This window comes from Vibrio sp. WZ-1 (assembly GCF_052037695.1).
GTDB lineage: Bacteria > Pseudomonadota > Gammaproteobacteria > Enterobacterales > Vibrionaceae > Vibrio.
In genome coordinates this window covers 449,564-470,663 of the sequence record NZ_JBQEQR010000085.1, presented here as the reverse complement: position 1 = coordinate 470,663, position 21,100 = coordinate 449,564, and the positions used below count along the sequence as shown (strand labels likewise).

The window sequence follows — 21,100 nt, the reverse complement described above, 5'->3', positions numbered from 1 at the left end:
GAGCCGAAGCGTGTTTCTCTTCAAGTAGTGAGAGAACCAAGCAGAAGCTACTTCCGTGACTAATTTTCAAATAGTGGTACGCCTATCGATCGTACTGAGGCGTAAATCTGATCATCGATGGTAAGTGTTATATGTGTTACTGACGCATTTCCTATCGCTAATGTCGAATACCATAGCGGATTGCGCCAATCTACACCCAAAACATGGGCAAGAATCATTCTTATTACGCCACCATGCGTGACAATTAGCAAGTTGTCATTGATATCATTAATGATTTGAGACCAAGCACAAGTTACGCGATTGGCAAATGCCTCCAATCTTTCTCCATTAGGCAACGTATGCTGGGCTGGTGCTTGCCAAAACGCATCAAGCTTATTCCAGTGCTCAGAAAGCATGTCAAATGGGATGCCGTCGAAATCACCAAAATCCAACTCTTGAAGTTGTGGCTCCACATGCAAAGGCAAAAGTTGCTGCTCTGCAAGTATCTGAGCAAGATCGTGACAACGTGACAAAGGAGAGCTGATGATCCCTTCTACTTCTCGCCCCGTTTGTTGCCAGGCTTGAGCAATTTTGCGTTGCTCTGCTTCATCCACTTTTAAATCGGCTTGTCCGTGTAAACCTGGGGCTGCGTGCACTTTCCCGTGTCGCAGTAAATAGATATTCAGCGTTTTCATCTCTTCCCTTCCTGTGGTTTGAGCTCAAGCGGCAAGCCCGCGGCGACAAACGTGACTTGCTCACATACGATCGCCAATTTTTGATTCATACGTCCCGCATTATCAACAAAGTAGCGACTGACGGCACCAAGCGGCACAATACCCATCCCAACTTCGTTAGAGACAAAAATCAACGTCGCTTCAGATTGCGCTGTCGCATTCACCAACAACTCAATTTGCTCCTCTAACTGCTCATTACTACAGTCATCACCGAGTTCAAAGATCCAGTTGTTGAGCCAAAGCGTAAGACAGTCAACTAACACGACATCTTGAGACGAAAACTCATAAATGAGCTCAGGCAAGTTAAGCGGACACTCATGTTCAATCCACCCAGCCCCTCGCTGCAGTTTATGGTGAGTAATGCGCTGCCTCATCTCGTCATCAAAAGGCAATGCCGTCGCCACATAGTGAAGCGGCCCGTTTTTATTTTGTGCCCACTGTTGCGCCCTGCTCTCTGCTAAGCTCGACTTTCCTGAGCGCGCACCACCTAGAATAAGTTGCTTCATAATGAATGACTAAATGCGATAAGAGTGAGATAAACAAGCAACTCTACAAGCTGCTGCGCAGCACCGAGGCAGTCACCAGTAAATCCGCCAATACGTGTGGTCAGCCAGCGTTTAAAGCCCACACGAAACAGTGCCAATACCAATACGATTGCAGCAGCCTGAGTCACACCCAGTAACAACGCAACAACCCCACCAGTTAAGAGCAGTATTGCGACTTCTAAGCTCGATTGCTTATTCGCTAACGGTTTACTTTTCGAGGTGTCAGCATCACTAACGTAAGGCATGTCATATATGAGAGTGGCAGCTAGCGCTCGGCTCACGGTGTATGCTACGACGATCATCAGCCAAAATTGAGGTTCAGTGGCTAACTCGCTCCAAAATACAAACTTCGCCAGCAGCGCCATCATTAGCGTTGCCGCACCGTACGTCCCGATACGGCTGTCCTTCATGATGGTTAAGCGGCGCTCTAACGTCATACCACCGCCAATACCATCCGCCATATCCGTTAAACCGTCCTCATGGAATGCGCCAGTAAGAAGTAAGCTGAACGCCATGGTTAACACGATGGCAACTGAGTTTGGGAACAACAGACTCGTCAGTGAAAATACAGCCGCGCACAATAGCCCGAGCAACACACCGACCAAAGCAAAGTATCGCCCAGCTTGGTTCATACGCTCGTCGCTGTACGGCAAACTAGCAGGTACGGGCAAACGGCTAAAAAAGCTAACAGCGAGCAGGAATAGTTCGCATTGATAACGAAAAGTACGAGTTGCTTCTGGCATGATATTCTCGGGAGCAGACACTAAACGGTTACTCCTGCACTCTCAAAACTTGCCATCTTGTTATAAAACTGCGCGGCCGCTTTGATCAGTGGCAATGCAAGTGCAGCACCAGTGCCCTCACCTAATCTCAATCCAAGATCTAATAATGGTTCTGCTTTGAGGCACTCAAGCACAAACTTGTGACCATTCTCTTCTGAGTTATGTGCAAATAACATGTAGTCACGTGTTTCTTCATCTAACAAGGTGGCGATATAAGCGGCAACAGACACAATAAAGCCATCAACCAATACTGGCGTTTTTTGACGTTTTGCTTCTAGGAATGCCCCTACCATCTGCACGATTTCAAACCCACCGACTTGTGCTAAAACACTCTTAGTATCGAGTTCATAGCAACGACCGACGCCTTGTGCGACAAGTTTGATCTTACGGCTAAACTGCTCATGAGTAATTCCGGTCCCCAAGCCAACACAGTGATCTACCTCTAATGGGCTTAGTGCAGTTAATAGCGCAGACGCTGAACTTGTGTTGCCAATTCCCATCTCGCCAAACATAAGGAAATTAGAACCATTGGAAATACTTCGCTCCGCCACTTTAGCGCCATACTCCAAGCCCAATGCGACTTGCTCTAGTGACATCGCAGGTTGTTTTGAAAGATTAGCCGTACCTCTACCCAGTCGCTTCTCAATTAGGTTTGGATGATCTTTAAACCCTGGAACTAATGTGTCTATTGGCGACAGCATGCCGCAGTCAATAACTTTAAATTCAATCTGATTAATGTCGCAGAAACAGTTGATAGCGGCTCCCCCTGCTAGAAAGTTAGCGACCATTTGCTGTGTAACGGCACTTGGAGCGATGCTAACCCCTTCTTCAGCTATCCCGTGATCTCCTACAAATACCAACATTGTTGGCTTACATATTTCAATGCTTTCAACCGGTTTAGGCTTATCTTGACTTTGAATTAACGCCAGTTCTAACGCTACTTTTTCGAGCAGGCCAAGTGAACCTAGCGGTTTTGTTTTGTTATCAATGCGCGCTTGAATTTCTGAGGCAAAAGAGCGATCCATGATGGTAGTTCCTTGTTATTTATTCTGGACGAGCGACTGAGAAAGTCTTTTCTAAAGTGGCATAATCACTACCACCAAGACGTGCTAATGGATCTACAGCTAGGGCGTCGACGTTTAAACGATCTCCTTCCATGTATATGACCTGTTCATTAATATAAATCAGTTCAATCTCAGCGAAGATTAAGCTTTGTGGCGTATCACCCATTTCTATGACTTCATGTAACTTACAACCAAATGCAATTGGTGCGCCTTTTAATCGCGGTAGCGCACAGCCCGAGAATTCCGTTGTCTCCAGACTGGTCAAATTCAACTCCGACTGACCATGCGGTAGGGTTGCGGAAGATTGCGTCACTTCTTGAGCAAAGTCACTTGATGCAATGTGAATCACAAGCCTCCCAGTTTCCAATACATTTCTTGTCGTGTCTTTCACTTGGCCATCTGGCTTCTTTCCGACTGAAATCATTAGCAAAGGGGGACGGCTTGAAACCGCTGTAAAATAGGAAAAAGGCGCTAAATTAAAATTCTGCTCACCAGAGTCAGTAAGAACCCAAGCTACTGGGCGAGGAATAATGGTTTGAGTCATTAAATGATACACCTGTGTTGGCGCAAGTGTACTGAGATCGATATTCATACGACGTCCTTGGTCTTTGAAAATCTTAAAAGAGCCAACGGCTCAATTTTCAGAAAGATTAAGTGTACCCCTCTTACGTGCAATTTCACCTGATTTTCTCTTTTTGACAGTAACTTTTACCAATCCGACTTTCATATTGATAAAATTGCAATTTAAATAATCTCATCCCCCGCATTAATTGAGATCAAAACTGCTAACACGGAGAGAAGTCGTTGCTATTTTAAATGTATTGTTCAAATCACCTACATATCAAAGATGCACGCAAACTTCTTAACCATCTGTTTTAAAAAGAAAGTTGTATAGAAACCAGAAATTTCCGACTCTAGCTATCAACGCCAACACGTAAATTGATATCGCGCTAAAAAGATTGGCATGCCTGATGCAGATTCAAAAGTGTCCTAACAATTCAAGCGAGACACCATGTTTGCCAATCAGAGTCGTCGCCCAAAAAAAAGGGGTAAGCCTAAGTCGGGAAACCCACCTAGACGAACAATCCCCCTATCATTCTCCTAACGAGAAAGACCCGTTTGCCCTGCGGGTCTTTTTATTTGCCTCGTCGACATCGTTACGCTTCAAACATTAGCTCAGCACATGAAACCTTGTTGAATAAATAAGCTACAATAGCCCTAAGCACTTGTTCTCCAAGAGGAAGGATATGATAAGCAATGACTCAAAAAACTGCGTCATAATCGCTGGCGCGACTGGGCTTGTTGGGAAAGAAGTGATGGCTAACCTGCTATCACAACCCAGCATAGAAACCGTGTACTCTCTTTCTCGAAGAACGCTTTCTGATGTTATAGATACTGAAAACAAGATCATTCCTATTATTGATGCCGAGCTTTCCATTCACAATTGGGATGAGCAACAGCCAACTCCTAGTATCGGTTTCATCTGTCTGGGTACAACCCTCAAGCAAGCGGGTAGTAAGCAAGCACTACGTAAAGTGGACGTAGAGTTGGTTTGCAAAGTTGCCCAACAAATGAAAATGATTGGAGTGAAGCGAATCGCTGTAGTATCTAGCTTAGGTGCGAAAGCGTCAGCCCGCTCCCATTATCTAGCTTGTAAAGGCCAGATGGAGAAAAACATAGAGAAAATGGGGTTTGAAGAAGTAGTCTTTGCTCGACCGGGCCCTCTCGTTGGCCAGCGAGAGAATCCGCGTAATGACGAGAGGCTTATTCAAACACTTTCCAAAGTGATACGGCCACTTATGTGGGGCAAGTTAGCCAACTTTGTCCCAATACAAGCTGGAGACGTCGCGAAAGCAATGATTTATCAACTTTTCAGCTATCAAGAAGAGCCCATCATCTGTTTACACAGAAGGGAGATGCTGGACTTGATTAAGCACTTTGACTGAGTACATGAAAATCAAGTGAACGGTTCAGCATCAGCTTTTTCATTTTCACAACGTGACGTTGCATCTTTCGTTGCGAGTCAAGGCGTTGAATGGTCTAATACTCCCATCGGTTCCGTAAACGGTAAGCAGAATGCACCAAGATAATCAGCCCACTTTTTTCTTCTTTGACTACGAGACTTGGGGAACGAGTCCAGCCAAAGATCGTCCGAGCCAATTCGCTGGTGTTCGTACAGATGAAAACTTCAATATCATCGGCGAACCATTGGTCATGTATTGTCGACCACCCGCTGATTATTTACCTTCTCCTGAAGCGGCTTTAATTACCGGAATCACTCCACAAAAAGCAATGCAAGAAGGTTTATCGGAGCCAGAATTTATTGCCAAAATTCACGCAGAACTATCAAAACCAAAGACGACGAGCCTTGGTTACAACAGCATTCGATTCGATGATGAAGTGACACGCTACACCTGTTACCGTAACTTCATTGACCCGTATGCGTGGAGCTGGCAAAACGGCAACTCACGCTGGGACTTACTTGATGTGATGCGTGCATGTCATGCCCTTCGACCAGAAGGCGTGGAATGGCCAGAAAATGATGAAGGCTTTACTAGCTTTAAGTTGGAGCACTTATCGGTAGCCAACGGCATTGAACATAGCAATGCCCACGATGCGATGGCCGATGTCATTGCGACTATCGAAATGGCGAAGAAAGTCAAAGCGGCGCAGCCGAAGCTGTTTGATTACTTCTTCTCTATGCGCAACAAGCGCAAACTGAACGAGTTGGTCGATATCGTCAACATGACGCCTTTAATGCACGTTTCTGGCATGCTAGGGCGTGAGTGTCAGTATACAAGTTGGATTGTGCCTGTTGCTTGGCACCCGACCAACAATAATGCTGTTATTACGATTGATTTGGCGAAGGATCCTCAGCCGATACTAGAGCTTTCAGCAGAAGAGTTGAAAGAACGTTTATACACTAAGCGTGACGAGCTAGGCGAGCTACTACCTGTGCCAGTTAAGCTCGTGCACCTGAACAAGTGCCCTATCCTTGCTCCTGCCAAGACCCTGACTGCGGAAAATGCGGAAGTTATTGGTATCGATCGTCAGAAATGTTTAAGCAATTTAGCCTTGTTACGCCAGCACCCAGAAATCCGTGAGAAGCTAATTAGTCTATTCTCTATTGAACGCGAATTCGAAAAGAGCGACGACGTGGATACACAGCTTTATGACGGTTTTTTCTCTCCTGCAGACCGCGCGGCGATGGACATCATTCGTGAAACGGATCCGAATAATCTGGCTGCTTTGGATATTGAGTTTGATGACAAACGTATCAAGCCGTTGTTATTCCGTTACCATGCTCGCCACTATGCAGGCACCTTGGATGAACAAGAACAAAGACGCTGGGCACAACACTGCCGTGAAGTTTTTGAAAGCCAGATTGAAGAGTATATGCTTAATTTAGAAAACTTAGTTCACGAACATGAAAGTGACGAAAAGAAGATAGCAATACTAAAATCCGTCTATCGTTATGTAGAGAGCCTAGCCTCCTAATTTCTTACTTTGTTCAAGCGCACCTTCGGGTGTGTTTGTTGTTTTATATGCTGTCAAAATGATTAAAGATCGATTATTACAGCTGATCCATTTGCTCATTTCCCTCGCACTCATTATGGGAGCACTTGGCATCGGCAACACTATTCAAAAGTTTACTGGTATATCAGTACCAGGAAGTGTCCTGGGCATGCTTGTACTTTTCTTCTCAATGACCCTTGGCTTGGTCAAAGTCGAATGGGTTAGGCCTGGCGCGACACTTTTCATTCGCTACATGATTCTACTGTTCGTCCCTATTAGTGTTGGGCTGATGCAGCACTTCGACATGTTAATCGCGAATGCGCTTCCTATTATCGCCAGTGCCGTTGGTGGTTCGCTGATCGTATTAGTGAGCTTAGCGTGGTTCTTAGACTACTTATTAAAGGAGAAGCATTGATATGTGGTTACTCGTCACTATTGTGGTTTTCCTCGCTGCGCGCCAAATAGCCATTAAGGTCAACAATCCAATTGCGAACCCGCTTTTGATTAGTATTGTGGTATTAATACCTTTACTAACCTTTTTAAAAGTACCATTTGAAACGTACTATGCGGATAATGAATACATCAGCTTCTTGCTCCAACCAGCTGTTGTTGCGCTAGCGTACCCGCTGTATGAGCAACTGCCACAGATCAAGACAAACTGGCGCATTATCGCACTGGCATGTACTTTAGGCAGTGTAATGTCAATGCTAACCGCGACACTTATCGCGGTCGCGTTTAAAGCTGATATCAGTTTGATTGCAAGCTTGGTAGGTAAATCAGTAACAACACCGATTGCAATGGAGATCTCTAGCCATCTAGGTGGTGAGGCTGCCGTTGCAGCAATACTGGTGTTGATTGTCGGCCTGTTTGGGGCAATCCTCGCCTATCCAATCTTCAACATTATTGGAATTAAACACCCAATCGCACGTGGCTTAACGATGGGTACGGTATCACATGCTTTAGGTACAGCAACCTGTGCTGAGAAGCAACCTGGCGATGCTGCCTTCTCATCCCTTGCATTGGTGCTTTGTGGCATCATCACTTCTATTCTTGCGCCAAGTTTCTTTGCTCTGGCTGTTTGGTTATACCAATAAATCGCTTCATGACCTGCTCGGTTTACCGAGATCAACACTGAGTAGGTCATCATCCCTTCTAGAAAACTCGCACTATGAATATACGTTGATATAGTTATTAGTGGGACAGAGATAACGTTAAATCATGATGAAATCGAATACATGTGTGACCTCACCCTAATTATGTAACGCAAAATGCCATTACATTCATTAACGTGATCTAAAGCACGGAACATTTTCATCCTTCACATAGAATAACTGTCCATGCACTAACAAGGATTCAACATGAAAAGTCGCATTGAACAGGCGCTAGCAAGCGCTCCTGAAGCACTTTCAAAACATCTTGCTCCTATCGTCCAAGCAGACGATTTTGATGCTACTATTTCTGAGCAACAGTTTGATGAGCTGCTAAACGCTACCAATCTTTCTGATAAAGAGCTTCGTGTTGCTCTACTTCCTTTTGCCGCAGCGTTCTCTTACGCTCCAATTTCTGAATTTTATGTTGGCGCGATCGTTCGTGGCCTATCAGGTCGCCTTTACTTCGGTGCGAACATGGAATTCTTCGGCGTTCAGCTAGGGCAAACCGTTCACGCAGAGCAATGTGCAATCAGCCATGCATGGATGAAAGGCGAACGTGGTGTAAAAGACATCACCATCAACTACAGCCCATGCGGACACTGTCGACAGTTCATGAATGAACTAAGCACCGCGAAAGAGCTGAAGATCCAATTACCAGAACGCGAAGAAAAGTCACTACACCACTACCTTCCTGAAGCATTTGGCCCTGCAGATTTAGGTATCGAGTCAGGCTTGATGGCGGAAGTAAAACACGAGTTTGCTTACGATGAAGACGATGCTCTGATCCAAGCTGCTGTTAACGCAATGAACATCAGCCACGCCCCTTACACGAACAACCTCAGTGGTATTGCTCTTGAAATGAACAATGGTCGTGTATTCCAAGGCGCTTATGCAGAAAACGCAGCGTTCAACCCTAGCCTACCTCCACTTCAGGTTGCACTGATTCAAATCCTGATGGCTGGAGAGCAGTTTGAAGACATCAAAGCCGCTGCACTAGTCGAGAACTCGCAAGGCAAGATCAGCCACCTAGCAGATACACAATCCACGCTTGAGGCTCTGAACCCAGATATACCTGTGAGTTTTGTTAACGTTTAATCACTCGCAAGTTGATACTAGAAGGCTCTACGTTATGTAGAGCTTTTTTATTATCAAAAACCACACGCAAACGTTTGCTTCATACTGAAAATTAAGTATGATCCCCTGCAATTTCTGTCTCACCACTTTATTTTGTAAGGGAACACTATGTTCGGTACTGCAACTAGCAATCATGCTACCCGTGTATTACTTTTGGGCTCTGGCGAGCTTGGCAAAGAAGTAGCGATTGAATGCCAACGTCTTGGCTTAGAAGTGATCGCCTGTGACCGTTATGCCGATGCACCCGCTATGCAAGTGGCTCATCGTAGCTACATCGTTGACATGCTTGATGGTCAAGCGTTGGAAGAGATCATCAACAAAGAACGACCTGCTTATGTGGTTCCTGAGATTGAAGCTATCGCAACAGATAAGTTGGTCGAGTTAGAAGAAAAAGGGTTGAACGTAGTCCCTACAGCGCAAGCCACCAAGTTGACTATGAACCGTGAAGGTATTCGTCGTTTGGCCGCAGAAGAATTAGGTTTAACCACCTCCCCTTATCAGTTTGCCGATAACGTTGAAGACTTCAAAGCAGCTGTGGAACATGTTGGTATCCCATGTGTTGTTAAACCGGTGATGAGCTCTTCTGGTAAAGGCCAAAGCGTGATTAAAACAGAAGACGATGTTCTGACAGCTTGGGAATATGCGCAAGAAGGCGGCCGCACGGGCGCTGGTCGGGTCATTGTTGAAGGCTTTATTGATTTCGACTATGAAATCACACTTCTAACGGTACGTGCAGTGGACGGCGTACATTTCTGTGCTCCGATTGGACATCGCCAAGAAGATGGTGATTACCGTGAATCCTGGCAGCCACAAGCCATGTCAGAGAACGCAATAAAAGCCGCTGAATACACGGCAGAAAAAGTGGTTGATGCCCTTGGCGGCTTCGGTATCTTCGGTGTCGAGCTGTTTGTTAAAGGCGACAAAGTTATTTTCAACGAAGTCTCCCCTCGCCCGCACGATACTGGCATGGTGACTATGATTTCTCAAGAGATGTCTGAGTTTGCGCTCCATGTTCGCGCATTTACAGGTATGCCAATCAACAACATCGTTCAATATGGTCCATCTGCATCTGCAGTAATTCTTGGCCAAGGTACCTCAACTGATATTCGCTTTGACAACTTGGGCAAAACACTGGCTCAGCCGCAAACTCAAGTTCGTCTGTTTGGTAAGCCAGAAATCGATGGTCGCCGTCGCTTAGGTGTTGTTTTAACGCGCCGTAAGACTATTGAAGATTCGATTGAAGATGCAGTGAACAGCGCTTCTAAAGTGCAGATCATTTACTAATTCCGCGAATCCACTCAAGAAAAACAAAAGCGCAGCTCAATTGGCTGCGCTTTTTCTTTGTATAAACTTAAGTAGCCCTTTATTTGCTCTCAATCAAATACACTTCTTCGGAGAAGCGGCTGAGTCCTTTCTTAGCGATTTTAGGATGGTTCTCATCGGCCTTGTCTACGTTCAAACACGTAATTTTGTAACCCGAAAACAATTGTTCAATCTCCTCAACTGGAACACTAAACGGAGGTCCTGCCATCTCATCCTGAGGATAGTTGAGCGTCACTAATAAAATTCGCCCACCCGGATTTAGTAACTGCTTAACGCGCGCGGCGTACTCTTCTCTCATCTCTTGAGGCAACGCCACAAGCGCCGCACGATCATAAATAATGTCTGCCTTAGTCACAGGAGCGGTGAAAAAGTCCCCCGTATAGATAGACAGTTCATCGAACTGATACAGTTCATGCATGCCATTTACTGGCGTCACCATAGGCGTATAAAAATGTTCAGCAAAAAATGCGCGTACAGCTATTTGGCTTAGCTCCACACCTTGCACTTCATTATGTTTCATCGCAAGCCAAATTAGGTCTTCTGACTTGCCGCATAATGGAACCAATACGGTATCTTCACGTGTTGGCTTTGTATCCTGCCAAAACGCAGGTAATAGTGGATTCACATCTTCAAGGTGGAAACCAATTTGGTTACTCGCCCATTTGTAGTGCCAAAATTCTTGATCTCTCATTTTTCTTCTACTTGTCGGCTGATTGTGGATTCGAGCTTTGAGCTTCACTTTTGTGGACTAAGACTAATGATTTTTCCAAATTTGTCTATGCCGTTCATCTTTGGTTAATACTGCAATGGTAGGATGGCTATCGTTCAAGAATGAACCCTTGCTTTTTCTGGTTGTCAGATTAAAGGAAGGAAAAATGGTGATCTAGAACACGATTCCACTATAAGGCAAAAAAGCGACCTTGGAATCTTCCATAGAGACCCCATTAATTAGGTAGTACCTGATTTGTTAATCTTAGTGACCTTTTCGTTACCCATTTTCTAAGTGCAAGCAAGTTAAGGAGAGTGAATGAGCTTATTTTTACGTACTACAGCATTGATGCTTCTAGTACTAAGCCGTGCGCCGGCATTCGCCGCACTTCCAAATGTCCCGAGTAACGAGCAAGACCGTTCTGCTGGCCAAAACGAAGTCTGCTCAAAATTGTTCAAGCATAGCCTTAGTGGTTTGTATGGCATTCAGTCAATCGACTCCAAACCAACTCAACCTTATTCAGATTTCGACATCCTTTACAGCAAAGCTCACCAAGCACAATTCGAGCTAGAAACCATCTGTAAAAGCACGGCCCTTCTTACCGATGCTCAGCCTTACTTTGCTGGCGTTAAATCTCAGCAACGTGCCCAAGAAAAAATCGCTCTCGAGCTTGACGGCCAAGTAGAGCGCATTACTGACTTAGCACGTGCGACCATCGTTGCAGATGACGTAGCAAGCTTAGTATCTGTGTATGAAGCATTGGAGCGTGAAACAACGATTGTAAAAGTAAAAAACCGCTTTAAAAAACCAACTGTTTCTGGCTACCGAGACTTGAACCTGTTAGTTCGTCTCCCTAAAACCAACCTTATTGCCGAAGTTCAATTACACCTAAAAGCAATCGCTGATGTTAAGAACGGTCCTGAACATGATTTATACGAACAAATTCAGAACCTAGAACGTCAAGCGCTAGTCGAGGGTCGTAGCCTTAACGACATCGAGACGGCATCGATTAAAAACATGCGTGCTCAATCTAAAAACTTGTACCAAGACGCTTGGCATCCATATCTAACCACTCACTTAGAAGCCGCTTAAACTAATAGACTTATCCTGAAACTAAAAACCACCGCAATTGCGGTGGTTTTTTATTTGTTCTTTTGAAACCTAAAGACAAAAAGACCACGGCAAAGCGTGGTCTCATTCCATGTCACATGGCTTACTGGTCAATCTTTATGTTCTCTACGCGAGCTTTTAACTTCTGACCCGGGCGGAACGTAACGACTCGTCGAGCAGTAATTGGAATATCTTCACCAGTTTTCGGGTTACGACCAGGTCGTTCGTTTTTGTCACGAAGGTCAAAATTACCAAAACCTGACAGTTTTACCTGTTCGCCACTTTCGAGTGCCTTACGAATTTCTTCAAAAAACACTTCCACCGTTTCCTTGGCGTCCCGTTTACTAAATCCCAATTTATCAAACAGGTTTTCTGCAAGTTCGGCTTTTGTGAGCGCCATAAAACTTTCCTCAAAGCTATGTTAAACAATGCTACCTTAGCGTAGCGCCAGAGCAGTTTTACCCTACCAATTCAACAACATATCGGGGTTACATCAGGAAGTGTATGCCAAGCTTATGATTTTCGCCAACTTTTTTCTTTGCTAATATATGCTTTATCTCGCAGGTAAAACATTATACCTTTCAATAACCCAATATTTTTCTTTGCATTTATCTTCCAAAAAACCACCGACGCAGATAAACACACTGCACAAAAACAAAATGTTAGCATTAATAACTATTTAATAAAAATATCAGATACAGGTCATTTTACAAACAATTGACAAAAAACTTTCTAATTTTTCAGTAGTTTGAAAGCATCGAGCATCTTAACGACTGAACCACATTTAGAGTATTTTTGCCCATATACTGCAGTCCCTTTCTAAACGAAGAAGTCCTAGGTCTTAGCAACATGGCAAGGTGATACCACTATCTTTCCACTAAAGAAAGCGGTTAAATGACAGACAAACACAGCGAGAGTTATACTCTTACCGATAATCAGTATGAAATCAATTATCCAGATCAGCGATTGCCATTTAAGTGATCAATCTAGCTTTGAAAACCTGCGCAAAGCCCTACGTTTTGTTCACAACGAATCATCCTGCGATACCCTTTGCTTACTGGTGATCTTTGTTGCCATCCCAAAGCTGGTGATTACCACGCTCTACTAAGCTTTGTAGAAGAACACATCCAAGATAAGTACATCTTTGCGATTGCTGGTAACCATGATGACTCTAAATTAATGGAAAAAGAGCTCCGTGGCAGTTGTATCAAAGTTACCGATAAAGCGAGAATCAACAACCGTGAGGTATTGTTCTTAGATTCCAGTGCTAAACCATTGGATAAGCGCCACCCTCTGGGGACAGGTCGTGTCGATAGACGTGAAGTAGCACGTCTAACAAAGCAGCTTCGCCATACAACCAACCCAATCGTTGTTGTCCACCACCCTATTATTCCTGTCGGTTCAGATTGGATGCAAGCCATTTGCCTAGAGAACGACGCTAGCTTACTGAAGCTGCTAGGTAAGCATCAAGTTCGCGACGTTCTCTGCGGACACGGCCATGATGCACTTACTGTAACGCGAAAAGGGATCACTCAATACATGGCACCTGCGACGGCATACGGATTTGACCACAGTGTCGATGAATATAACCAAACGGAAAAGATCGGTGTGAATAAGATTTGCTTCGAAGGTGAGAGGATAAAAGTGGAGACAATTTGGCTCTAGCTATTCCCTATTCCCTATTCCCTATTCCCAAAATACAAAAAACCCTGCCAAACTGGCAGGGTTTTCATTTCTTAAGAAGATACGTTACGTGATATTAGTCACGCAGAGACGCACCAAACTTCTCAGAAACGTGAGCAACGATAGCGTCAACCGCACCAGCGATATCTGCATCTTCAAGCGTACGCTCAAGTGACTGTAGAGTCAGAGCGATTGCTAGGCTCTTCTTACCTTCTTCAACGCCTTTACCTACGTAAACGTCGAACAGTTTCGCATCTTTAAGGAACTCGCCACCTTGCTCTAGACAAGCGTTAACGATGTCACCAGATGCTACAGCTTCGTCCACTACTACCGCGATATCACGACGGTTTGAAGGGAACTTAGAAAGTGCTACCGCTTCTGGGATCACTTTGCTGTTGATTGCAGACCATTCGATTTCGAATACGATAGTACGACCGTTTAGACCGAACTTACGCTCAAGCTCAGGGTGAACTGTACCGATCACGCCCACATCTTTGCCATCTACAATGATTGCCGCAGATTGACCTGGGTGAAGTGCTGGGTGCTTAGCTGCAGCGAAAGAGTATGCTTTTTCGTTAGCAGATAGCTCTAGAATCGCTTCTAAATCGCCCTTAAGGTCGAAGAAATCAACAGTGTTAGTTTCGATATCCCAGTGCTCTTCACCGCGAGTACCTGCGATAACACCTGCAAGCATTGGCTCTTGGCGCATGCCGTTTTCTGCAGATTCACATGGGATGAAACGTAGGCCGTATTCGAATAGACGAACGCGGGGCTGTTGACGCTTCTGGTTGTGAACAACCGTGTTCAGCAGGCCTTGGATAAGACCAAGACGCATTGCTGACATGTCTGCAGAAATTGGGTTTGGAAGCACTAGAGGCTCAACACCAGGTACAACTAGCTTTTGTTGTTCAGGCTCAACGAAGCTGTATGTAATTGCTTCGTGGTAACCACGGTCAACAAGAAGATCACGAACGCGTTTCAGTGGAAGATCCGCTTCAACGTGGTTGTGCATCTTAAGTGCTGCTGCTGGGTGTTGGTTAGGAATGTTGTCGTAACCGTAGATACGGCCAACTTCTTCAATCAGGTCTTGCTCGATAGCGATATCGAAACGCCATGTTGGTGCTACTGCTAGCCAACCTTCTTCTGAAGCTTCAACAGTCAAACCTAGACGCTCTAGGATTTCTACTACGTCAGCATCAGCGATGTGGTGACCTAGTAGGTTGTCTAGTTTAGTGCGACGTAGAGCAACTTTGTTTGGTTTAGGTAGGTCTGCTTCAGACTCTACAGCAACAACAGGTGCTACTTCACCGCCACAGATTTCAACAAGAAGCTGAGTTGCACGATCCATTGCGCTTACTTGCAGTGCGTAATCCACACCACGTTCGAAACGCATTGAAGAATCAGTGTGAAGACCGTAGTTACGTGCGCGACCACGGATATGGTCAGGTGCAAAGAATGCACACTCTAGTAGAACATCTTTAGTCTCAGTGGTTACACCAGACTCTTCACCACCAAAGATACCTGCGATTGCAAGTGCTTTATTGTGGTCTGCTACTACTAGTGTATCTGCGTTTAGTTCTGCTTCGCTGCCGTCAAGAAGTGTTAGCTTCTCACCTTGCTCAGCCATACGAACGACGATGCCACCTTCGATCTTCGCTAGATCGAATGCGTGCATTGGTTGGCCTTGCTCTAGAAGAACGTAGTTAGTGATGTCTACTACAGGGTCGATAGAGCGGATACCACAACGACGCAATTTCTCTTGCATCCATAGTGGCGTTTCTGCTTGAACGTTTACGTTCTTAACCACACGACCTAGGTAACGTGGACACGCAGCTGGCGCTTTCACTTCGATAGACACTTTGTCTTCGATTGAAGCCGCTACTGCTTCTACTGATGGCTCAGTCACGTCAGCGCGGTTTAGTACGCCAACTTCACGAGCTAGACCACGAATGCTGAAACAGTCAGCGCGGTTCGCTGTTAGGTCTACGTCTACTGTTACGTCATCTAGACCTAGGAATTCACGGAAATCGGTACCGATTACTGCGTCTTCTGCTAGCTCCATGATGCCGTCTGACTCAACGTCGATACCCAGTTCAGTGAATGAACAAAGCATGCCGTGAGAAGGTTGACCACGTAGTTTCGCTTTTTTGATTTTGAAATCGCCTGGAAGAACAGCACCAACCGTTGCTACTGCTACTTTCAGACCTTGGCGACAGTTAGATGCGCCACAAACGATGTCTAGAAGCTCTTCTTCACCCACGTCAACTTTAGTCACGCGCAGCTTGTCTGCATCTGGGTGTTGACCACATTCAACAACGTGACCAACTTTAACGCCGTTGAACGTACCTGCTACAGGTAGCACGTCATCAACTTCTAGACCCGCCATTGTAATTTGGTGAGTTAGTTCGTCAGTGGTAATCGAAGGACTAACCCACTCACGAAGCCATGATTCGCTGAATTTCATAGTGATTTATCCCCTGGATTACTTGAACTGTTTTAGGAAACGAAGATCGTTCTCGAAGAACGCACGTAGGTCGTTTACGCCGTAACGAAGCATTGTTAGACGCTCAACACCCATACCGAATGCGAAACCAGAGTATTTTTCAGGGTCGATGCCTACGCTACGTAGTACGTTCGGGTGAACCATACCGCAACCCAGTACTTCTAGCCATTTACCGTTTTTGCCTTTCACGTCAACTTCTGCAGAAGGCTCTGTGAATGGGAAGTAAGATGGACGGAAACGTACTTCCACTTCCTCTTCGAAGAAGTTACATAGGAAATCGTGCAGGATACCTTTCAGCTGTGCGAAGTTTACGTTCTCATCAACCAGCATACCTTCCACTTGGTGGAACATTGGCGTGTGTGTTTGGTCGTAGTCGTTACGGTATACACGGCCTGGTGCGATGAAACGGAATGGTGGTTTACCATTTTCCATCGTACGGATCTGTACGCCTGACGTATGAGTACGAAGCATCAAATCTGGGTTGAAGAAGAAAGTATCGTGGTCAGTACGCGCTGGGTGATCAGCTGCGATGTTTAGTGCATCAAAGTTGTGGAATGCATCTTCGATTTCTGGACCAGACTCTGTGTTAAAGCCAAGTTCGCCAAAGAACTTCTCAATACGCTCAACAGTACGAGTAACTGGGTGTAGACCACCGTTCTCGATACGACGACCTGGTAGTGTCACGTCAATCGTTTCTGCTGCTAGCTTCGCTTCTAGCTCTGCACGTTGTAGTGCATCTTTACGAGCTGCGATAGCTTGCTGAACTACGCCTTTCGCTTTGTTGATCTCTTGACCAGCTTCACGGCGCTCTTCTGGTGGTAGTTTACCTAGGCTTTGAAGTTGAGCCGTTAGCTCACCTTTTTTACCTAGATACTGAACACGCACTTCATCAAGTACGACTAGCGATTCTGCAGCTTCAATTGCTGCACTCGCGTTAGCAATGATCTCTTCTAGATGTTGCATCGTTTCCTCATCTACCTATTGGTAGTGTCCATAAAGGAGTGATTGGTTTTTTGATAGCTGTACATAGTAGCCAAACCAGCCACCAATGCCAAATTGAATTACGAAAAGAAGAGGTTATTGAATAAAAAGAAGGCAAAAACGCAAAAAAACAACTAACCATACAAACCTTGATACCGCACTCAATAAACTCGAGTGCGTTTTTAGATACACTATGGTTGTGTTTTTACTTACTTAATCACAGCGATGGCTCTTGGACTGAGCACACTGTGTTTTTGCCATTTTGTTTAGCTAAATAGACAGACTCATCGGCAGCTTTGATGAGATCAGTATACGTTTTCATTTCGTTGCGACGCTCAGCAACACCCACGCTTATACTGCCTCGCCAAGGCTCAAGACCTGTTGGTATGAGGATATGAGAAATTTGCTTTCTTACCGCTTCAGCGACATGTAAACCGCCTTTTAGCTGTGTTTCTGGACAAATTACTAAGAATTCATCACCACCTAGACGACAGACAATATCATCACTTCTGAAATAATGTCTTAACGCCTTGGCCAACTCACAGAGCACAATATCTCCAGCATCATGGCCACAGGTGTCATTCACCTGTTTAAAATAATCAGCATCAATCATGATACAAACTAAAGGCTCTAGCTCCATATCCTGCTCTTGCCAACAATCTTTAAGCGTACGAATTGCTGAGCGACGATTAGGTAACCCAGTCAACGAGTCAGTGAGTGATAGTTCTTCCAGTTGCTTATTGGCTTGAGATAGCTGTTTAGTTCGCTCGGCTACTTTTTCTTCTAGTACCAAGTTAAGCTTCAATAACTCACGATTTCGCTCTGACACTTGGAGAAAGAGTGCGCTTAATGCCTCAAGCAAAGGCTCTGTAGAGTCGTCAGCTTTACGCTCTTCGGCTTCATAAGCTTCCAACGCTGAGCTACCATTTTTGATCGCTTCAACTTGACGAGCCATATTTTGGTCAATGCCCAGAATATGGTATGCCAACCAATGAATTAGAAAATCAAGAAGTTGCTCCGCTGCTTTTTTGTTCTCATCACTAATAAAGCTTTGCATACTGACAATGTCTGTCATGAAAGAACGATGAACCTGTATATGCTTTTGAATGTGATCGTAGTGGACTCCAACTTCTCGCATTAGGTTTTCTTCTTCTTTGAAGTGGAACTCTGCGTAGCGAGAAAGCTCAAATAAAGCTAATTGAATATCTTGCAGTGATATGTTGTTGTGCGCGATGAGCTCACCATATTTATTTATGAATTCTACGAGATACTGGTGCTGCTCATCGACTAGGTCTATCCCAGTTTCAAAATACTTATCCCAACGAAATGAATTCACCGTTACAACTCCTAACCAACTAGCGGGCATACCCGGTTGCTTATGTGCAGCAACCAATACCACAATTAATATAAGGAATAGTAACGATAAACATCTGTAATTGCTTTAATAGTCAGCCAAAATAATGATATAGATCTCCATACCATACAACTTTTAACTTAGCTTTCTAATCCAACCTAAAGTCGTATCGGATTGAGCTCAACAAATTCGTCCCATGAAGAAGGTGCGAAAAATCGATAGGCGTTTATATAGATAAGCTAGGTTTATCACCTGCCGAGGCTATCGCATAACGAATATCATCGATAAAGTTTTCTTCCGTTTGAATAATACCATCCGAAAAAGTAACAGGTTGATGTGGCCCCGCAATCAACAAAACATTGGTAAAGTCCGATACATTGAAATTCTCAGCAACCACGTTTTTTGAGTGAAAGTCGAGAACGGTATTTGCCACCTGTTCTTCCAATAGTAGTAATTGCTCTTCTGTAATTTTCATGCGAGACAAGGCTACTCGTACACATTTTTCATGAGTCGTAGTCTGTTCCTTAATTATCTCAGTATATTTGTCGTTAAGCTTTGAGTTGTCGGCATAACTATAATAAAGAGGACCATGCAACGTGATGTTGTTTTCCTCGTCGACATAAACCAGATCGAGCAGTTCGAGCGCTCCCAGATAATCTGACATGCTTTGTTTTGAAAGATCATACTTTTTCATAAGAATACTGTAGCCGTCTTTCCCACGTAGCATGCGTAACTCACGATAGAAATCATACAAGTGTGGAAATTGAAAAAAGACTTCGTCTTGTGTATGGCTAAAGTAGTCCTGATCTTCAGCTTGAAGTTGATTCGCCAGTTTTTGTAACTCATCTAACGTGCAATCTACTGCTCGGCAGTACTCTAGCAGTTTATCTAAAGCTAGGTTGGTGCTGGTAAGATGGCGCTTAAAGGTGGACAGTGGCATCCCCATTTTTTCTGATAGCTCTCGATACGTTAGCCCTTTTGTTTTTATCGCCTGCCTCAATGCGGCCAACAAGTACTCGGGAGTGAGTTCTCTCATTAAAAATTCCTAGTTCTCTGTTACGTTTATATTATATTTGTAACAATTTAGAACCAAGTAGCAAGACATAAGTTCATATTTTTATAAGAAAAGTATGAATTAATATACCATCCCTCACATTTGTGAGCCCAACACTACCCATCAAAATGCATTCAGTTTCATTATAAATTGCAAATCAATCAGATTATAAACATTGCAAACAACATGCTATTTGTCGCATTAAATGCTATTTTTGAGCGGTACTTTGAGTATTTCTTACTCAAAGCATCATCCTAATTTAGAATATTCATCCTAAAAAGCATGCTGGCAAAATTGCATTTTTATGCAATGTCGTGATGTTTATTTTCGGTAAATTGCTTTTTTGCAAACACTACGATCGACATCAACCAGGTGAGCACGTAAAAACAGTAAGTGGATAACGGAGATTCCGACAATAATGATAGGAATGTAGATACTAGATACTGATATCACGATATGAACCAACGTCATTTTGAGCTTTTCAATTACACCAACTGAATGCTCGATACCCTTCGTATTGCCATCAGAAAAAATACCAAAAGCAAGGTAATACAACATCAGGAACATCAAGATAGATTCTTTCCACTGCCCCCTCTCCAAGTGAAGAATCGCCACACCGGAAACAAGCCAAGATAAAAGTAATAAAGTAAGTAAACCCAAGAAGTCGATAGGAAAAGACAACATGGTGGTAAGTAGATTGCCTTTAGTCGCTAACGTCGCAACAAGTAAGCAAACGCAGAAAGTCACAATCGTATTGTTTAACACCGTATCACGCATAAATACACCTCCCTTGTTAGGGGGCGGATTATGAATCACAATCGACAATCTGCGTTTTTACTTGAGATGGTTAGCCGAGGAAGAGCTTACTAATCCATCTTATTAATCATGACCTTGCAACACACCGTACAGTGCCAACCATTTCTAGACAAGCTTTACGGCGGTGCCGAATGCAAGAATTTCTGAAGAACCATCGACGATCGAACTGGTGGTAAAACGAATACCAACAACAGCATCTGCTCCTAGGTTCGCGGCATCCTCTACCATGCGTTGAATAGCGATATTTCTGGCTTCAGTCATCATTTCTGTATAACCCCGAATTTCACCACCAACAATACTTTTTAAGCCAGCCATTAGATCACGACCAATATGCTTTGACTGAACTACATTCCCTGTCACAACACCTTTTATCTCGGCTATTTCTCGTCCTGGAATTGTCTCTGTTGTTGAATAAATCATGTTATCCCTCAGTAAGATAGTTAGATAGCTCAATCAAGTTACCATCTGGGGCTCTATTGTAAACCAATAGACTGTTACTAATTGCGCCAGTTCTTTGAACTGCTCCATCCTTCCCCTGTAGAACACACCTTGAACGGGAAACGGGAAACGGGAAACGGGAAACGGGAAACGGGAAACGGGAAACGGGAAACGGGAAACGGGAAACGGGAAACGGGAAACGGGAAAGTTTATGACAAGTAAAA

General features: G+C 44.3%; 20 protein-coding genes and 2 pseudogenes. 8 read left to right on the top strand and 14 right to left on the bottom strand.

What is annotated here, in order from left to right; all coding sequences use genetic code 11:
- Positions 1–59: 59 nt before the first annotated feature.
- Genes cobC through ACTS60_RS22820 form a run of 5 tightly spaced genes read right to left on the bottom strand, consistent with a single transcriptional unit; the run spans position 60 to position 3,696 of the window.
- On the bottom strand, positions 60–674 hold the full coding sequence (cobC, locus tag ACTS60_RS22840) for an alpha-ribazole phosphatase (RefSeq protein ID WP_440890108.1): 615 nt from the start codon (positions 672–674) through the stop codon (positions 60–62).
- Positions 671–1,219 carry a bifunctional adenosylcobinamide kinase/adenosylcobinamide-phosphate guanylyltransferase gene (cobU, locus tag ACTS60_RS22835; RefSeq protein WP_440890107.1) on the bottom strand — a complete coding sequence of 183 codons (549 nt, stop codon included), beginning with the start codon at positions 1,217–1,219 and terminating at the stop codon, positions 671–673. Before cobU ends, cobC begins: the two co-directional genes overlap by 4 nt.
- Entirely contained in the window at positions 1,216–2,001 is a 786-nt protein-coding gene (locus ACTS60_RS22830) for an adenosylcobinamide-GDP ribazoletransferase (protein WP_440890160.1), read from the bottom strand. The genes cobU and ACTS60_RS22830 overlap by 4 nt, the downstream gene beginning before the upstream one ends.
- A gap of 20 nt (positions 2,002–2,021) precedes the next feature.
- Positions 2,022–3,065 (bottom strand): nicotinate-nucleotide--dimethylbenzimidazole phosphoribosyltransferase, encoded by a 1,044-nt coding sequence (cobT, locus tag ACTS60_RS22825; RefSeq protein ID WP_440890106.1) that lies wholly within the window; start codon positions 3,063–3,065, stop codon positions 2,022–2,024.
- 19 nt (positions 3,066–3,084) lie between these two features.
- Positions 3,085–3,696 (bottom strand): flavin reductase family protein, encoded by a 612-nt coding sequence (locus ACTS60_RS22820; RefSeq protein ID WP_440890105.1) that lies wholly within the window; start codon positions 3,694–3,696, stop codon positions 3,085–3,087.
- Positions 3,697–4,354: 658 nt separating this feature from the next.
- On the opposite strand from ACTS60_RS22820, the gene ACTS60_RS22815 reads away from it, so the two are divergent.
- The 6 genes from ACTS60_RS22815 (at position 4,355) to purT (ending at position 10,189) form a co-directional block, all read left to right on the top strand.
- A complete protein-coding gene (locus ACTS60_RS22815; protein WP_440890159.1) occupies positions 4,355–5,050 on the top strand; it encodes an NAD(P)H-binding protein in 696 nt (231 codons plus the stop codon).
- A 130-nt stretch (positions 5,051–5,180) separates the two neighbouring features.
- Positions 5,181–6,602 (top strand): exodeoxyribonuclease I, encoded by a 1,422-nt coding sequence (sbcB, locus tag ACTS60_RS22810; RefSeq protein WP_440890104.1) that lies wholly within the window; start codon positions 5,181–5,183, stop codon positions 6,600–6,602.
- A gap of 58 nt (positions 6,603–6,660) precedes the next feature.
- Positions 6,661–7,035 (top strand): CidA/LrgA family protein, encoded by a 375-nt coding sequence (locus ACTS60_RS22805; protein WP_440890103.1) that lies wholly within the window; start codon positions 6,661–6,663, stop codon positions 7,033–7,035.
- Between the two features lies 1 nt (position 7,036).
- The gene (locus ACTS60_RS22800; RefSeq protein WP_440890102.1) at positions 7,037–7,714 is read left to right on the top strand and encodes an LrgB family protein; all 678 of its coding nucleotides are present in this window, start codon (positions 7,037–7,039) and stop codon (positions 7,712–7,714) included.
- Between the two features lie 264 nt (positions 7,715–7,978).
- Positions 7,979–8,866 (top strand): cytidine deaminase, encoded by an 888-nt coding sequence (cdd, locus tag ACTS60_RS22795; RefSeq protein ID WP_440890101.1) that lies wholly within the window; start codon positions 7,979–7,981, stop codon positions 8,864–8,866.
- Between the two features lie 147 nt (positions 8,867–9,013).
- Positions 9,014–10,189 carry a formate-dependent phosphoribosylglycinamide formyltransferase gene (gene purT, locus ACTS60_RS22790; protein WP_440890100.1) on the top strand — a complete coding sequence of 392 codons (1,176 nt, stop codon included), beginning with the start codon at positions 9,014–9,016 and terminating at the stop codon, positions 10,187–10,189.
- 79 nt (positions 10,190–10,268) lie between these two features.
- Here purT and ACTS60_RS22785 read toward each other — a convergent pair whose 3' ends face one another.
- Complete coding sequence (locus ACTS60_RS22785; protein WP_440890099.1) at positions 10,269–10,919, bottom strand: thiopurine S-methyltransferase; 651 nt, start codon at positions 10,917–10,919, stop codon at positions 10,269–10,271.
- 336 nt (positions 10,920–11,255) lie between these two features.
- Between ACTS60_RS22785 and ACTS60_RS22780 the strand changes: the two genes are divergently transcribed.
- Positions 11,256–12,029: a RelA/SpoT domain-containing protein gene (locus ACTS60_RS22780; protein ID WP_440890098.1), complete on the top strand. Its 774-nt coding sequence runs from the start codon at positions 11,256–11,258 to the stop codon at positions 12,027–12,029.
- A 121-nt stretch (positions 12,030–12,150) separates the two neighbouring features.
- Here ACTS60_RS22780 and ihfA read toward each other — a convergent pair whose 3' ends face one another.
- Positions 12,151–12,447, bottom strand: coding sequence for an integration host factor subunit alpha (ihfA, locus tag ACTS60_RS22775; protein ID WP_010448692.1), 297 nt, complete (start codon positions 12,445–12,447; stop codon positions 12,151–12,153).
- A gap of 540 nt (positions 12,448–12,987) precedes the next feature.
- Between ihfA and ACTS60_RS22770 the strand changes: the two are divergent.
- Positions 12,988–13,712: pseudogene (locus tag ACTS60_RS22770) on the top strand (metallophosphoesterase family protein).
- A gap of 94 nt (positions 13,713–13,806) precedes the next feature.
- Here the strand turns inward: ACTS60_RS22770 and pheT are convergent.
- The 7 genes and pseudogenes from pheT to ACTS60_RS22735 all read right to left on the bottom strand — a co-directional run.
- Positions 13,807–16,194, bottom strand: a complete 2,388-nt coding sequence (pheT, locus tag ACTS60_RS22765) for a phenylalanine--tRNA ligase subunit beta (protein WP_440890097.1) — start codon at positions 16,192–16,194, stop codon at positions 13,807–13,809.
- Between the two features lie 18 nt (positions 16,195–16,212).
- Complete coding sequence (pheS, locus tag ACTS60_RS22760; protein ID WP_005439802.1) at positions 16,213–17,196, bottom strand: phenylalanine--tRNA ligase subunit alpha; 984 nt, start codon at positions 17,194–17,196, stop codon at positions 16,213–16,215.
- Positions 17,197–17,431: 235 nt separating this feature from the next.
- The gene (locus ACTS60_RS22755) at positions 17,432–18,550 is read right to left on the bottom strand and encodes a GGDEF domain-containing protein (protein WP_440890096.1); all 1,119 of its coding nucleotides are present in this window, start codon (positions 18,548–18,550) and stop codon (positions 17,432–17,434) included.
- Between the two features lie 244 nt (positions 18,551–18,794).
- Positions 18,795–19,604 carry a helix-turn-helix domain-containing protein gene (locus tag ACTS60_RS22750; RefSeq protein ID WP_440890095.1) on the bottom strand — a complete coding sequence of 270 codons (810 nt, stop codon included), beginning with the start codon at positions 19,602–19,604 and terminating at the stop codon, positions 18,795–18,797.
- Between the two features lie 339 nt (positions 19,605–19,943).
- On the bottom strand, positions 19,944–20,399 hold the full coding sequence (locus tag ACTS60_RS22745) for a hypothetical protein (RefSeq protein ID WP_440890094.1): 456 nt from the start codon (positions 20,397–20,399) through the stop codon (positions 19,944–19,946).
- A 144-nt stretch (positions 20,400–20,543) separates the two neighbouring features.
- On the bottom strand, positions 20,544–20,858 hold the full coding sequence (locus tag ACTS60_RS22740) for a heavy metal-binding domain-containing protein (RefSeq protein ID WP_440890093.1): 315 nt from the start codon (positions 20,856–20,858) through the stop codon (positions 20,544–20,546).
- Position 20,859: 1 nt separating this feature from the next.
- Positions 20,860–20,967: pseudogene (locus tag ACTS60_RS22735) on the bottom strand (VOC family protein); the annotation flags it as partial.
- Positions 20,968–21,100: the final 133 nt, after the last annotated feature.

Coding starts and splice junctions, on each gene's coding strand:
- cobC (WP_440890108.1), bottom strand. CDS start 674: ATGAAAACGCTGAATATCTATTTACTGCGACACGGGAAAGTGCACGCA.
- cobU (WP_440890107.1), bottom strand. CDS start 1,219: ATGAAGCAACTTATTCTAGGTGGTGCGCGCTCAGGAAAGTCGAGCTTA.
- ACTS60_RS22830 (WP_440890160.1), bottom strand. CDS start 2,001: ATGCCAGAAGCAACTCGTACTTTTCGTTATCAATGCGAACTATTCCTG.
- cobT (WP_440890106.1), bottom strand. CDS start 3,065: ATGGATCGCTCTTTTGCCTCAGAAATTCAAGCGCGCATTGATAACAAA.
- ACTS60_RS22820 (WP_440890105.1), bottom strand. CDS start 3,696: ATGAATATCGATCTCAGTACACTTGCGCCAACACAGGTGTATCATTTA.
- sbcB (WP_440890104.1), top strand. CDS start 5,181: ATGCACCAAGATAATCAGCCCACTTTTTTCTTCTTTGACTACGAGACT.
- ACTS60_RS22805 (WP_440890103.1), top strand. CDS start 6,661: ATGATTAAAGATCGATTATTACAGCTGATCCATTTGCTCATTTCCCTC.
- ACTS60_RS22800 (WP_440890102.1), top strand. CDS start 7,037: ATGTGGTTACTCGTCACTATTGTGGTTTTCCTCGCTGCGCGCCAAATA.
- cdd (WP_440890101.1), top strand. CDS start 7,979: ATGAAAAGTCGCATTGAACAGGCGCTAGCAAGCGCTCCTGAAGCACTT.
- purT (WP_440890100.1), top strand. CDS start 9,014: ATGTTCGGTACTGCAACTAGCAATCATGCTACCCGTGTATTACTTTTG.
- ACTS60_RS22785 (WP_440890099.1), bottom strand. CDS start 10,919: ATGAGAGATCAAGAATTTTGGCACTACAAATGGGCGAGTAACCAAATT.
- ACTS60_RS22780 (WP_440890098.1), top strand. CDS start 11,256: ATGAGCTTATTTTTACGTACTACAGCATTGATGCTTCTAGTACTAAGC.
- ihfA (WP_010448692.1), bottom strand. CDS start 12,447: ATGGCGCTCACAAAAGCCGAACTTGCAGAAAACCTGTTTGATAAATTG.
- pheT (WP_440890097.1), bottom strand. CDS start 16,194: ATGAAATTCAGCGAATCATGGCTTCGTGAGTGGGTTAGTCCTTCGATT.
- pheS (WP_005439802.1), bottom strand. CDS start 17,196: ATGCAACATCTAGAAGAGATCATTGCTAACGCGAGTGCAGCAATTGAA.
- ACTS60_RS22750 (WP_440890095.1), bottom strand. CDS start 19,604: ATGAGAGAACTCACTCCCGAGTACTTGTTGGCCGCATTGAGGCAGGCG.
- ACTS60_RS22745 (WP_440890094.1), bottom strand. CDS start 20,399: ATGCGTGATACGGTGTTAAACAATACGATTGTGACTTTCTGCGTTTGC.
- ACTS60_RS22740 (WP_440890093.1), bottom strand. CDS start 20,858: ATGATTTATTCAACAACAGAGACAATTCCAGGACGAGAAATAGCCGAG.